Genomic DNA, 12,927 nt, shown 5'->3' on the forward strand with positions numbered 1-12,927 from the left:
AAACTCTTTGTAAGAGCCGTTATATCAATCAAACAATTCCTTTTCGGTAAAGGTTCCTATCTTCTTATATTTTTGATAAATTGAGAGATATTTAAGATAGCCCGCTGAGCGCCTTATTCTTGCGGGTATACATCATTCGGATTAGAGCGAGAAGTCGAAACCCTGTTCAACCCATTTGTTGTATTTTTTCTCGTTGAATTTGTAGAGGAAAGCTCCTCGTTTAGAACTTTTCTTGTCTTTGATATCCAGTTTTTCCAGAATATCCATGGCGTTTAGCTTTTTGCGGAAGTTCCGTTTGTCTAAAAGGGTTTGGTAGATGGCCTCATACAATGTCTGTAGTTGGGGCAAGGTAAATTGCTCGGGAAGCAAATTGAAACCGATAGGGCGGCTTGCCGCTTTCTTTTTAAGGACGGACAACGTATCGTTTATCATTTGGTTATGGTCGAAAATCAAGTCGGGAAGCTCGGATATCTTGGTCCAAGTAGCGTTATGGCTTTCCAAGATCTCGGGACTAAAATCATTCATATTCACCAAGGAATAGTAAGCTACGGAGATAACCCGCTCCCCTAGGTCACGCGATACATCTCCGTAAGCCCCTATTTGTTCCATAAAAAGATGCTCGATGCCCGTGCAATCGGTTAATACCCGTGATGCTGCTTCATCCACGCTTTCCCCGGATTTCACGAAGCCTCCCATAAGAGACCACTGTCCTTTCATCGGCTCGAACGAACGTTTGTATAATAAAACATTCAACTCCTTATTGTTAAACCCTAGAATGATACAATCTACGGCAACATAGAATTTTACTTCGTCTTGATAAAAAGCTGCTGACATCGTTTTATGGATTTTAAAGATTAACAGAGCTTGCGTGCTCCGTCGCTGATTACTACATTATATAATTTAGGTTCACGGCCAAACTTCTCTTTATAAGCGGAGAAGGCTTTCTTCACGAAATCGTCGTACAACTCATCCTTAACCAAGTTGATCGTACAACCGCCGAATCCTCCACCCATGACACGAGAACCCGTTACACCACATTCCTTGGCGATATCGTTCAAGAAATCCAGTTCCTCGCAGCTAACTTCATAAAGCTTGCTCATACCTTGATGCGTGCCGTACATCTTTTCGCCGACAGTCTCATAGTCGCCTTTCTCCAAAGCGGCACATACGTCGAGTACACGTTGGATTTCCTCGATAACATATTCGGCACGCATGTAATCCTCTGCGCTGACATCCGCTTTTACCTCGTTCAGCATCTCCATCGTAGCGTCACGTAAGAACTCTACTTTCGGATGGTTGCGGCGAATGGCGGCTACCACGTTCTCGCAGGATTTACGGCGTTTGTTGTAGGCTGAGGACGCCAACTCATGCTTAACGACCGAATCCAATAACACGAGTTTGTAACCAACCGGATTAAACGGATAATATTTATATTCCAAAGAACGGCAATCCAAGCGGATCAAACTTCCGGCCTTGCCGAATACGGAAGCGAATTGGTCCATGATACCGCAATTCACGCCACAATAATTATGTTCTGTAGCTTGACCGATCTTAGCCAACTCGAATTTATCGATATTCAATGAGAATAAGTCATTCAATGCGAAAGCATAAGTACTTTCCAATGCGGCGGAAGAAGACATTCCAGCGCCCAGAGGTACGTCTCCAGCGAATACGGTATCGAAACCTTGGATATTACCACCTCGTTTAATAATCTCCCGGCATACGCCAAAGATATATCTTGCCCAGCTTGCGGAAGGAGCGTCCTCCTCGGTCAAGCCAAATTCAGCGTAATCATTTAAGTCGATGGAAAACGCCCGGACTTTGCCCGTCCCATTCGGTTTGATCTCGGCGATCATCCCTTTATCTACAGCACCCGGAAAAACGAAACCTCCATTATAATCAGTGTGTTCACCGATCAAGTTAATACGTCCCGGGGATGTGTATAAGCTACCTTCGGTATTAAATAACTCTTTAAATTTAGTTCTGATTTTTTGTTGCATGATACTTAATTTGATTAAGGTAAATAATTGAATAAACAAGAAGAAATTACCCATTCAGATAACTCTGCCGGATAATTTCTTCTTTATCATATTATGTCCTGTCCTTATTATTCAACAGGAATGTCTTTGTTTACGTTCTTGCTACCGATCAAAGCGTAATATAGCAAATATGCCAATCCTAGGAATACCACCCAGAAGCTAGTAATGAAACCGCCAGCGTCGGCTACAGCTCCTTGGATCAACGGAAGAATACCTCCACCGCAAACCATCACCATGAAGATACCGGAAGCGGCTGCCGTATATTTACCTAAACCTTCTACTGCCAAGTTGAAGATACCACCCCACATGATGGAAGTACATAAACCACAAAGAGCCATGAACATGATTCCAACCGGAACCTCAACCATACCGAAAGAGATATCAGACAAGAATACAGGCATACTAACTTTTGTCGTAGCAGGGGCGAAGATAGCGATCAAGATAAAGATCATACCTACCGTGGCGGCTGATGACAACATCGCCTTACTAGAGATCTTAGCTCCGAAAGAGGCACCGAACAGACGTCCGATCATCATCAAGAACCAATATGTACCCACGATAGAACCGGCTACTGTAGGATCGATACCGATCTCAGGAGAAGTAGCGAACAAGTTCATGAAGTTAGGAATACCTACTTCGACACCCACATACAAGAAGATTGCGATGGCACCTAAAATGAAGTGACGGAAAGAAAGCGCGCTGTGCTTGTCCGGAGTCTTGGCTTCATTTTCCTTAACCATATGCGGTTCCGGAATTTGCATGCAGAACAATACGATAAATACGATGGCAAAGATACCCATAGCCAAGAACAATGCCGGGTTAGCGTCACTGATCTGAGCCTTAGCAGCGTCACCGATCAAATAACCAACCAATACCGGAACGATCGTAGCACCGATAGAGTTTACGGAGCCGGCAACCTGAATTAATTGGTTACCTTTGTTTCCACCACCACCTAGCGTGTTCAACATCGGGTTTACTACGGTATTCAACATACACATAGAGAAACCGGACACGAAAGCACCTGTCAAATAAACAGCGTAGCTACCAGCCACACCGGAAAGATAAGAAATACCTACACCACAGAAACCTACGATGATCGCTAACAAAGCGGTTTTCTTGTAACCGATCTTCTGCAATAGCATACCGGCCGGAATACCCATAAAGGCATAGGCGATAAAGTTAGCTGCGTTACCCAGCTGCGACATGAAGTTGCTGGCAGCGAACTGGTTCTTAACGATGATACCGAATGGGTTCTGTAGACCCGTCACGAAAGATATCATGAAGAAGAGAGCCACCATCATGATAATAGGCAATGTGTAATTCTTTTTTGCTGTTGATTCCATTTCTTTTTTGTTGTTTTAGATTATTAGATTACTTAAATTATTCTCTTATTCTACACTGAATTTATAAATAGTAGTACTTTGGAAAACCTCGCCCGGGCGGAGTTCCGTTGTCGGATATTCCGGTTTGTTGGGGCTATCGGGGAAATGCTGGGTTTCCAGACATAAAGCGGCCCGTTCCGGGTAGCGTTGTCCGTTCTTACCTTCGAAATTCCCAGTCATCCAGTTACCTGTGTATAATTGCACGCCCGGTTGAGTCGTATAAGTTTCCATTACGATACCGGTCTTGGGGGAGGAGCAGCGAGCGCAGTAAGAAAGTTCGTTGTCCTCTTTATTTAATATGTACGTGTGGTCATATCCCTTACCGAATATAAGCTGTTCGAAATTGTCATTGATTCGTTCGCCTACCTCATGAGGAGTCCGGAAGTCCATCGGTGTACCTTCTACCTTCTCTTTAGGTCCGTACGGGATTGCCGTATTGTCTGTAGGCAGATAATAGTCGGCGTTGATCGTGAGAATATGGTCTCCTATATAAGGGTCTCCCGCACCGGATAGGTTAAAATAAGAATGATTGGTTAGATTCAAGACCGTAGGTTTGTCCGTAGAGGCTTGATAGGAGATAACGACCTCATTCTCATTTGTCAGATGATAAGTTACGGTTGTCTTTAGTTCTCCGGGGAAACCTTCCTCGCCATCGGCGGAGGTATATTTCAACTCAATGGTTTGCTCGTCTATTTGTTTGGCGTCCCATACGACCGCATTGAATCCCTTGATTCCGCCATGCAAGCTATTGGGGCCATTATTTATGGCTAATTTGTCATAAGTAATACCGTCGATCGTGAATTTTCCAGCGGCGATACGATTTCCATAACGACCGCAAATGGCACCGAAATAAGGTTCTTCTGATGTTAAGTACTCTTCAATCGAATTATGGCCAGTAACGACATCGGTCATTTTTCCGTTCTTATCCGGAACCATCAGTGAGACGATTTTCGCTCCATAATTCGTGATCGCTAGCTCTGCTCCAACCTTGTTACACAGGGTATAAAGCGCCGTTTCTTTCCCGTCAATTTGCTTGCTGAAGTTAGCAACAGACAAGCCCGACAGTGTATTTATGTTCTTCATGCGTATCAATATTATTGAAATTGCGTGTAAAAGTAACTTTCTTCTTTGTATTTATAACCTTTCTGAATAATGTTTTATAGCATGATTTTAGATTTGTCTACCAAAAATATATAATTATCGCTTGTTTATACGTCAAGTCCTTGATTCTTCTCTTAGGCTAAAAAAACAAAACAACTCTTGTCTTACCCCTGTTATTAGTAAAACAGAGATAGAAAGAAATTGTCCATGCGGTCGTCCTATAAATATATCATACTCATACTCTTTGTGCTTATGCCCGGCTTGCTTTATTCCCAATCTCAAGATTGGGTACGTAAGTCCATTTATCCGCAAGCGGATAGTGGTAAAAGCAAGATCTATAATTGGATGTGGGGGAGGCATTATCGTCACCTTTATACGATCCCGATCAGGGTTCCTTCGGCTACGATAGAAACGTTGGGGGGTGGGATGGATATCGTCGGGCAAGCGAAAGGGTTTCACGGATTATTGTTGGAGAATAAGCGTAAGCAATTGTATTTGCTAAAGCCCTTGGGTGGCTCTACAAGTTTCTTGGAGTCGAAGTTTTTCCGGGAAATATATAATAAGACTGATTTTAAGAATACATATTTGGATGAGTTCTTAGGAGATGCTTATACGATTATCAATCCCTATACCTTTTTGGTCGCAGATTATTTAGCGAAGTCCGCGGGATTGAGTTTTTCTCCCTCCCGTATTTACTATATTCCTTCCCACATACGGAAAGACACAGTTGCGGACGGCAGCGATATACAAGATAGGCTGGTCAATCTAATCAATGTTCCGGATATTAATTTAAGGTCTAATTTGTATACCACGGAAGACTTTCTAGACAGCCTTCAAGTGAGTAAAAACTATATGGCGGATCAAAATCTATACATTCGGGAACGTATTTTCGATATGTGGACCGGAGATTGGAATAAGACGAACGAAAACTGGGAGTGGCAGTCACATACCGTCAATGATAGCGTAATTTATACCCCGATCGTGATCGATAGGAATCATGCTTTCACGAAGGTGGACGGAGTATTGTTCAAGCAAATGTTGAAGATGTTATCGTTGGATTTTATCTGTAATTATGATAGCCTGATTTTAAAAGATACAAAGAAAATCAATAAGCTAGCTTTTGCGCTGGATATGGCGGTAGCAGGCCGCAGTGATGAGTCGGTTTGGATACGCCAAGCCCAAGAAATTCGGAGACAGATGACCGACTCTTTGATCGATAGCGCTTTTACTTATTTGCCGGAAGGTGTAAAACATGATGAGATAGAACTGATTAAACGAAAGTTGAAACGAAGGAGGCTAGAGCTGGAAGCGGTTGCCAGCCAATATTATCGCTTATTGCAACGTACGCCAGTGGTTGCCGGAACCAATCAATCCGATTATTTCTTGATCGAGCGGCAAGCGCCGGACCGGACTGTTTTACGGATTTATGATCCCGAGACCGGAGACTGTAGGTTGGAACAACAATTCTCCGGCAAGGAAACCAAGGAACTGTGGTTATATGGGCTTGCGGGAAACGATACGTTTGAAGTGAAGGGAAATACACGGAAAGATTTTCCGATATACTTGATCTCCGGAGAGGGGGAGAACCAATACCAATTGAATCATAACCGGAAAATACATGTCTACGATAAAGATTATAAATATGATTACCAGAAGATAAAATACCATAAGATATCTTTTACCCCGTGGGGAATATATGATTCGGATAAAGGTATTAGTTTGGGTACGTTCTTTACATATACGATGTATGGCTTTAAACGAGCCCCATTCACCTATCAGCATCGGATCGGGTATAATTATTTGAAAGGGTTCATGTATGCAGGTATCTTCCCTAATTATGACGGCCGGAGACGTTTATACCTAAATGCCTCCATCTCTTCACCCCGTAACTTCGAGAACTTCTTCGGATTTGGAAATAATACGGCGGGCTATAAAGAGGAGAAAAAGAATTATAACCGGGTGAAGCTCCGGACGTATATGTTTAATCCATCCTTCGAGATGGATTTGAGGAAAGAAGAGGTGATGACATTCTTTGGCTCTTTGGATATGTACAAGGCTAAACGTACGGATGATCGATATATTTATACGGTTTATGGAGAAGATCATCCTATTTTCCGCACGAATTATTTCGTAGGTCTTGGTGCTACTTACCGGATAACGAAACAGCCTTATTCGTGGCTTCCCCTATTGGAAACCGAATGGACGGCCGGATGGAAAATGAATTTGAAAAAGCCGGAACGCAATTTCCCCTATGCGCAGGGAAGCCTTTCATGGAACGTACGGTTCTCGGATCGTTTTACTTGGGCCTCCTTGATGAAGGGAACGGTACTATTTGATAATGACTATGAGTTCTATCAAGCCGCCACGATTGATTTAAGGGGATTCCGTGAGAACCGTTTTATCGGAAAGCAATCCTTTTACCAATACTCGGATTTACGCTTGGACATGGGAAAACTAAAGAATCCGTTCACTCCCTTAAAATATGGTCTATTTGCGGGCTTTGATTATGGTAGGGTCTGGTTTCCCGGTGAGCGTTCCCATAGTTGGCATACTTCCTATGGTGGCGGGATTTGGCTTACTTTCTTGAATAAGTTCACCACTAAATATTCTTGGTTTGGCTCGACGGATAGTTTCCGGTTCGCCTTTGAGTTGGGGCTTGGGTTTTGATATAGCCTCAAACCTACACGGGACTGATGAGGGAAATTCTCATCATGATAAGGAGGGTTATTGTCTATTTCTATATTTGTTCTTGTCTTCTGTCGTATGACCTGGTAAAAACGTGTACGTGTTTTCCGAAAAACATGTACGACTTTTGTGGAAAACATGTACGTGTTTTTTCAGAAATATAATCATGTTTTTAAGGATGATGATAATCAATGATTTACATATTCGTGTTATTTGCATGCTTATTGTTTGGATTTATTGAGTGAAAATCCATACATTTGCCTTTGATCAATTTTGTTCTTGTTATGAAATGGTTAAGGGCAATGTTTTTGTGCATGGTCGTTTTTGCCGCATTGACTGTGGTCGCCAACGATTCTTTCTCCCAAAAGGAGGTACGGGTGTGTGCTTCTACATCTTTATTTTCAATAGCGAATAAAGAGCCGGCTGCTTTCATCTCTTTTCAAGAAATCATAACTCCTTTGACATCTTTCCCCGTTTTTGGGGAGAAGCTTTTGTATCTTATTGCCTCATTGACTTTTTTCCTCGCTTTGTTTACCCTGTCGGTAGCTTTGTTGTTTTACGAACGGAGGGTAAGTTATGTTCGATTAAAATCCGTCTTTTGGCAAGAACGATACTCTTGCTATGTGCTTTGTCGTATGCTGGATTAGACATGATTATGCCCTGTCTTTAAGGGTATAGGGGAGAATTGTGTCAATTTATTATATACGAAAAACAAGCGTATCATGAACTCTATATATCGAAATTTTATTATCACGTTGAAGGCAAATAAAATGGCGGCAACACTAAATATATGCGGCCTCGTTATCGCCTTTACTTTATTTGATAGCGTAGCTATCCGTACGGAATCCGAACGAACTTTTGATAAAATACACTCGAAAGCCGAGGCTATTTATCGATTGGATTGTGTGACAAGTAAAAGTCAATGGCCTACGCAAATCCTGCCTTTCGCCCAAGCATTCGCCTCGTCTTCTCCACATATATTGGAAGGTACGATCATAAATCCTTACGTAGGGGAAGTTTATTTTACGATCGGGAGGGACGAGATTCTCAAAGGTTATAAGGAACCGGTGATAACCTGTACTCCGGGGATCGTTTCTATATTTGACTTCCAATTGGTGGAAGGTTCACTGGATTGCTTAGATGATCCGGAGAAATGCCTTTTGCCGGAAAGTATGGTCCGGAAGATATTTGGCGAGTCATCGGCTATTGGTAAGGAGTTGCTTGCGGAAGAAGAGATTTGGAGCAAGGAACGAAAATCACTAGTCGTAGGAGGAGTTTATAAAGATTTCCCGGAAAACACACAATTGAATAATGCCATTTATACTTCTTTATCGTCGACTTATTGTATGGATGATTGGGATAACTGGATTTTCCTTTGTTATGTCCTTTTAGATGATCCGTCACAAAAAGATCTCATTTGCTCCCAGTTTAACCAAGCATTTCCCTTCAAGCAATACGAGAGGCTCCAAGAGGTACAGACCCGTTTGGTGAATTTATGCGATATTTATTATATGAATGATATGAATAGCGTTACTTACATAAAATCAGGGAATAAAAGACAAACGGATTTGTTGTTTAGCGCCTCGTTTCTAGTGGTATTGATAGCAGTGATTAATTTTATAAACTTTACAATGGCATTGGTTCCGGCAAGAATAAAAAGTATTAACATCCGCAAAATTCTAGGGGACTCGGTACGGCGGTTGCGTGGATTTCTTTGGTTGGAGTCTTTTCTTTTTGCGTTATTGTCTTATGCTATATCCTTGTTGCTGTTATTGGTTTATGAAGGTTGCATTGGAGGAGGCTTTCATATGAAGGGAATAGTTTTTTTGGGTGGATTATTTATGGCTTTGTGTGCGGGACTATTGGCCGGTGCATATCCGGCTATTTATGCGACTTCTATTCCTCAGCGAATCGTGCTGAACGGTTCTTTCGGTTTGTCTCCAAAGGGAAAAAGAATGCGGGAATGTCTGGTTGGTTTTCAGTATACGGTTTCAATTATATTGATCGTCCTGTCACTGTTTATTTATAAGCAGATAGAGACAATGCGGAGTCATTCCTTTGGTTTCGGGAATGATAATATAGTTGTCGTAGAATTGAATAAGGAGATAACCGAGAAATATAAAGAGAATTTTACCAACCGTTTGCGTGGTTATGCGGGAATTGAGGATGTGGCTTTCGCCGCTAGTAAGATAGGAGCGACCAATGAGAATCGTGGCGGGGCCGCAGAGTTTAATGGAGAGACTATTTATTTTTATTATTTGAATGTATCACCTAATTTTTTATCCCTTATGGATATTACCGCGAACGAGGGACGTGTCTCAAGGATGGAAGATGGGAGGAATAAAGAGTTGCTTTTGGTTTTTGACCAAAAAGCGAAAAGGCAATTAAACCTTCATGTGGGTGACCGTATGAAAACCTTTTGGGGGAATGATGCCCGGGTATTAGGATTTACGGATGAGGTGGTGATCGCTTCCACACATAAAGCATCGGAGTCGCTAGCTACTTATCCTGTCGCTTTTGTGACGAATGAAGAATTATATATGCCTTACGCTTATATAAAGTTGATGCCGGGGGCTGATAAAGGGAATGTTTTACTTTATATTAGGAATATGCTCAACGAACTTTCCCCTTCATGTTTACCTGATTTTGAGTTTTGCGATACATTCTCCCGGCATCTGTATGAAAAAGAAATCCAGTTTGGCGACCGGGTTATTTTATCCAGTGTTTTATCTATCTGGATGGCATTGGCAGGTATTTTAAGTCTGGTATTGTTTGATGTCCACTATCAGCGGCGAGAAATTGGTATAAGGCGGGTGTATGGATCTTCCGTGAGTGAGATACTATATCGTTTGAATAAAGTCTATTTAAAGGTCTTGCTCATTAGTTTTGTTATCGCGATTCCAGTTTCCTATTATTTTATGGAGAGATGGGGCAGTAATTTTATGGAGAAAGTCCCTGTCAGTTATTTGATTTATTTTGTCGCATTGCTAGGGATCAGTATCCTGACGGTAGGAGTGGTCACGTTCCAAAGTTGGAGGGCGGCGAATGAGAATCCGGTGGATATGTTATAGACAACTTACATCGGCAACGAAGTTAACTTTATCGGCAAAGTAACTTAACATACTTTGCTGATGAAGCTAAGATACTTTGGAAGTACAGATAAGGTATTGGATTGTAACCGATTTTTCTAACTAATTTGAAATTTGTAAGGGAGGATTTATGCGAATAGTCCCTCCCTTACATTTTGTCTTGTTCAAATAGTTGGCTTTATTTGTCCTAGAACTTATTTCTTCAAGGCCTCCAAAACTTGAGGCATCATAGTACAGATATAATGTTCTTCTTTCGCTGTAAAGAAATTGCCATCGACTACGGAATCCTCATCTGTTGCTTGTCCTTTGCTAATGGCAGGCTTAGCCAACGGATGTACCGCTAGCTTCTTTCCTTCCGTGATTCCGGTGAAGTCGAAGAGCATAGCGGCAGCGCAATGTCCAATCATAATTTTACCCTTTTCCCCGAAATTCTTAATCACATCCATTAGATCGATATTGTATTGTTTGCTAGCGTTCTGCTGGAAAACAGGAACCGCATCGCCACAAGCGAATACCATTGCGTCGTATTCATCTTCATGCCCTTTTAAATTAGCGATCACATCGTCTACTGTCAAAGCTATGCCAGAGTTCGTTTTGATCTCTTTTGAATTGGCTACCGCATATACTTTATAAGTAATGCCATTCTCGAAAAATGATTCCAAATATTGGAACAAACCAAATCCATTTACTGGATTTACCGCTAAAACTGCTACTTTCTTTGCCATAATCGTAAATTATTAAGTGATACAATAGTTATTTTTCGTAAGTTTATTACTTTTGTGGCGTAAAAGTAAGCCCCTTTTTTAGAGAAAACAAGAAGGCACTTATAAATAAGGAACTTACATGGATGTAACCATTGTTGAGATTCAAGTAAATAGAAAAGGTTAAAAAATGAAAAACTTTCATCCGACGGGGAATTGCCCCGTGAGAGACGTATTGAGCCGGCTAGGAGATAAATGGTCTATGCTAGTGCTTATCACTTTAAGTGCTAACGGTACCATGCGTTTTAGTGATATCCATAAAACCATCGCGGATGTATCGCAACGTATGCTGACCGTAACCTTGCGTACGCTGGAATCGGATGGTCTGATCGAACGAAAGGTCTATGCGGAAGTTCCTCCCCGAGTAGAATACTGCTTAACGGAAAGAGGATTAAGTCTTATTCCCCATATCCAAGGATTGGTGGATTGGGCGTTGCAGCAGATGAGTGGTATTATGGAAAGCCGGGTTTTACATACGTCATGACTTGCTTTGGCATTAATCTATCCGCTAATTTTTTTGCTTTATCTAATTCAACCTTGAATCTGACAAAAGCGTGTATACAGCTGTTCGGGAGACGTATTAGCATCTATTAGATTAAAAAGGGCGAGGTACATCTGATCCCCGTTTTGAAGGTTTGCGTAAAGGTGGAAATATCTTTTTTCAGCTTTTGTCAAGATATTGACAAGCACTAATAATATGTATGTGTTATTCATGGAACTTTTGATATTATCAAGTGTTTGATATATAGTGAATATGAGAAATTGTATGATGCAAATATATCGATTTGGGTTTATCTACGATGAAGATTAATTGATGATTTTTATATTTTGGATCTTTTTATATTTGCGACATCGGTGAATGAATTTAAATTAACATGAAATCTGGTGTACCAAGCGGAATATATGATATTTTTGTTAAACGAATGATTAATAAGAGAAAAGCATGAAAGACTTACGGAATCATAATATATTGGTTGTTGGAAGTAGCAATACCGATATGGTCATAAAGACGAATCATCTTCCTCGTCCGGGGGAGACCGTATTAGGAGGAACATTTTTTATGAACCCGGGTGGGAAAGGAGCGAATCAAGCGGTTGCTGTTGCTCGGTTAGGGGGACAGGTCTCGTTTATTTGTAAAACAGGCAGTGATATATTCGGGCATCAATCCCAGCGGCTATTTGAGGAAGAGGGGATTGATACTTCCTATATTTTCTCAGATCCGAAGAATCCATCTGGCGTAGCGTTGATTACGGTAGATGCCCATGCTGAGAATTGTATTGTTGTGGCTTCTGGGGCAAATGCGAATTTACTGCCAACAGATTTAGCGAAGGCAGAGGAAGCTATAGAACAAGCCGAGTTGATATTAATGCAGTTAGAAATACCGATGGATACTGTTGAGTTTGTCGCAAAGACAGCTTGGAAGAAAAATAAGCGAGTAATACTAAATCCGGCTCCAGCTCAACCATTGTCGGCTGCGTTACTCCGCCATCTGTATATGATTACCCCGAATGAGACAGAGGCGGAGATGATCTCCGGCGTGAAGATCACGGATGAGGTTTCCGCGGAGAAGGCTGCGCAAGTTATAATGGAGATGGGGGTACAGAACGTAATCATTACTTTAGGTTCAAAAGGAGCTTTGATTTACTGTGATTCCATGGTAGATATGGTTCCTGCGATAAAAGTGGAAGCCGTTGATACTACTGCGGCCGGGGATATTTTCAACGGTGCTTTAACGGTTGCTTTGGCCGAGGGGCGGGATTTAAGGGAAGCCGTGAGATTCGCTTGCAAAGCTTCCGCCATTTCCGTGACTCGTGTGGGAGCGCAATCTTCCGCTCCTTATCGAAATGAGGTAGATATCTTTGATTAATCT

10 protein-coding genes are annotated in these 12,927 nt (G+C 41.7%); 4 read left to right on the forward strand and 6 right to left on the reverse strand.

Going from position 1 to position 12,927, the window contains the following annotated elements:
* Window positions 1-141: 141 nt before the first annotated feature.
* The 4 genes from ACYIA1_RS03795 to ACYIA1_RS03810 form a co-directional block, all read right to left on the reverse strand.
* On the reverse strand, window positions 142-834 hold the full coding sequence (locus ACYIA1_RS03795) for an NUDIX hydrolase (RefSeq protein WP_008779607.1): 693 nt from the start codon (window positions 832-834) through the stop codon (window positions 142-144).
* 20 nt (window positions 835-854) lie between these two features.
* Entirely contained in the window at window positions 855-2,000 is a 1,146-nt protein-coding gene (gene galK / locus ACYIA1_RS03800) for a galactokinase (protein WP_048927859.1), read from the reverse strand.
* 107 nt (window positions 2,001-2,107) lie between these two features.
* Window positions 2,108-3,382, reverse strand: coding sequence for an MFS transporter (locus ACYIA1_RS03805; protein WP_005866353.1), 1,275 nt, complete (start codon window positions 3,380-3,382; stop codon window positions 2,108-2,110).
* A 45-nt stretch (window positions 3,383-3,427) separates the two neighbouring features.
* Window positions 3,428-4,504 (reverse strand): aldose epimerase family protein, encoded by a 1,077-nt coding sequence (locus ACYIA1_RS03810; protein WP_005866355.1) that lies wholly within the window; start codon window positions 4,502-4,504, stop codon window positions 3,428-3,430.
* A 225-nt stretch (window positions 4,505-4,729) separates the two neighbouring features.
* Here ACYIA1_RS03810 and ACYIA1_RS03815 point away from each other — a divergent pair, with 225 nt between their 5' ends.
* The gene (locus ACYIA1_RS03815; protein WP_480334431.1) at window positions 4,730-7,189 is read left to right on the forward strand and encodes a hypothetical protein; all 2,460 of its coding nucleotides are present in this window, start codon (window positions 4,730-4,732) and stop codon (window positions 7,187-7,189) included.
* 214 nt (window positions 7,190-7,403) lie between these two features.
* Here the strand turns inward: ACYIA1_RS03815 and ACYIA1_RS03820 are convergent, their stop codons facing one another.
* Window positions 7,404-7,640, reverse strand: coding sequence for a hypothetical protein (locus ACYIA1_RS03820; RefSeq protein ID WP_022191889.1), 237 nt, complete (start codon window positions 7,638-7,640; stop codon window positions 7,404-7,406).
* Between the two features lie 289 nt (window positions 7,641-7,929).
* On the opposite strand from ACYIA1_RS03820, the gene ACYIA1_RS03825 reads away from it, so the two are divergent.
* Window positions 7,930-10,278, forward strand: a complete 2,349-nt coding sequence (locus ACYIA1_RS03825) for an ABC transporter permease (protein ID WP_413639469.1) — start codon at window positions 7,930-7,932, stop codon at window positions 10,276-10,278.
* A 212-nt stretch (window positions 10,279-10,490) separates the two neighbouring features.
* Here ACYIA1_RS03825 and ACYIA1_RS03830 read toward each other — a convergent pair whose 3' ends face one another.
* A complete protein-coding gene (locus tag ACYIA1_RS03830) occupies window positions 10,491-11,021 on the reverse strand; it encodes a DJ-1/PfpI family protein (RefSeq protein ID WP_022191891.1) in 531 nt (176 codons plus the stop codon).
* 166 nt (window positions 11,022-11,187) lie between these two features.
* Here ACYIA1_RS03830 and ACYIA1_RS03835 point away from each other — a divergent pair, with 166 nt between their 5' ends.
* Window positions 11,188-11,541, forward strand: a complete 354-nt coding sequence (locus ACYIA1_RS03835) for a winged helix-turn-helix transcriptional regulator (RefSeq protein ID WP_005858079.1) — start codon at window positions 11,188-11,190, stop codon at window positions 11,539-11,541.
* Between the two features lie 459 nt (window positions 11,542-12,000).
* Entirely contained in the window at window positions 12,001-12,924 is a 924-nt protein-coding gene (rbsK, locus tag ACYIA1_RS03840; RefSeq protein WP_122377577.1) for a ribokinase, read from the forward strand.
* Window positions 12,925-12,927: the final 3 nt, after the last annotated feature.

Source organism: Parabacteroides sp. KHUB-02 (assembly GCF_056640955.1).

Bases quoted from the DNA above. Each gene is read 5' to 3' on its own strand.
- ACYIA1_RS03795 (WP_008779607.1), bottom strand. From the start codon at position 834: ATGTCAGCAGCTTTTTATCAAGACGAAGTAAAATTCTATGTTGCCGTA.
- galK (WP_048927859.1), bottom strand. From the start codon at position 2,000: ATGCAACAAAAAATCAGAACTAAATTTAAAGAGTTATTTAATACCGAA.
- ACYIA1_RS03805 (WP_005866353.1), bottom strand. From the start codon at position 3,382: ATGGAATCAACAGCAAAAAAGAATTACACATTGCCTATTATCATGATG.
- ACYIA1_RS03810 (WP_005866355.1), bottom strand. From the start codon at position 4,504: ATGAAGAACATAAATACACTGTCGGGCTTGTCTGTTGCTAACTTCAGC.
- ACYIA1_RS03815 (WP_480334431.1), top strand. From the start codon at position 4,730: ATGCGGTCGTCCTATAAATATATCATACTCATACTCTTTGTGCTTATG.
- ACYIA1_RS03820 (WP_022191889.1), bottom strand. From the start codon at position 7,640: ATGAAAGCAGCCGGCTCTTTATTCGCTATTGAAAATAAAGATGTAGAA.
- ACYIA1_RS03825 (WP_413639469.1), top strand. From the start codon at position 7,930: ATGAACTCTATATATCGAAATTTTATTATCACGTTGAAGGCAAATAAA.
- ACYIA1_RS03830 (WP_022191891.1), bottom strand. From the start codon at position 11,021: ATGGCAAAGAAAGTAGCAGTTTTAGCGGTAAATCCAGTAAATGGATTT.
- ACYIA1_RS03835 (WP_005858079.1), top strand. From the start codon at position 11,188: ATGAAAAACTTTCATCCGACGGGGAATTGCCCCGTGAGAGACGTATTG.
- rbsK (WP_122377577.1), top strand. From the start codon at position 12,001: ATGAAAGACTTACGGAATCATAATATATTGGTTGTTGGAAGTAGCAAT.